Below are 463 nucleotides of genomic sequence, written 5' to 3'. Positions count from 1 at the left end.
ACGGGGCGTGGCGGGACTACGCGTGGCCGACGCATCGATCATGCCGAGCATCGTCGGAGGGAATACGAATGCCGCGGCGATGATGATCGGAGAACGGGCCGCCGAACTGATCATCGGCGCTTGATACTCGTCGGTTGATGGGCGCCGGTCGCGGACCGCCCAGGGGGTAGAACGCATTCGTCAGTGCTCATGCGGTGAGTTCGCCAACACGTCCGAATCCCCGCCAGAATCGAAACCCCTTGCCGCAAAGCCCCTTCGCCGTTTCCCGGCCTCGCGCCACGGGGCTCACTTGGAATTGCAGCGGTCGGACTGCACCACGATGTCTCTTGGTCGACCTTCCGGTTGCGCAATCTGCCACGAACTGGCCTTCCCGGCGGTGAATGGCCCTGGGGCTCCTTGAGATTGGTAGTAGCCGCGCGGATCCCAGGTCTTCGCCTGTGGGTACGGCCACGGGCAGGCGACA

General features: G+C 64.6%; 1 protein-coding gene. It reads left to right on the top strand.

Annotated features, from left to right (window positions below; genetic code table 11):
- On the top strand, positions 1-124 hold a 124-nt coding region (locus JF781_RS28230; protein ID WP_225341382.1), incomplete at its 5' end, for a GMC oxidoreductase.
- Between the last annotated feature and the right edge of the window lie 339 nt (positions 125-463).

Source organism: Mycobacterium sp. WUMAC-067 (assembly GCF_020217485.1).
Lineage (GTDB): Bacteria > Actinomycetota > Actinomycetes > Mycobacteriales > Mycobacteriaceae > Mycobacterium.
This window is presented reverse-complemented; position numbering and strand designations above follow the sequence as displayed.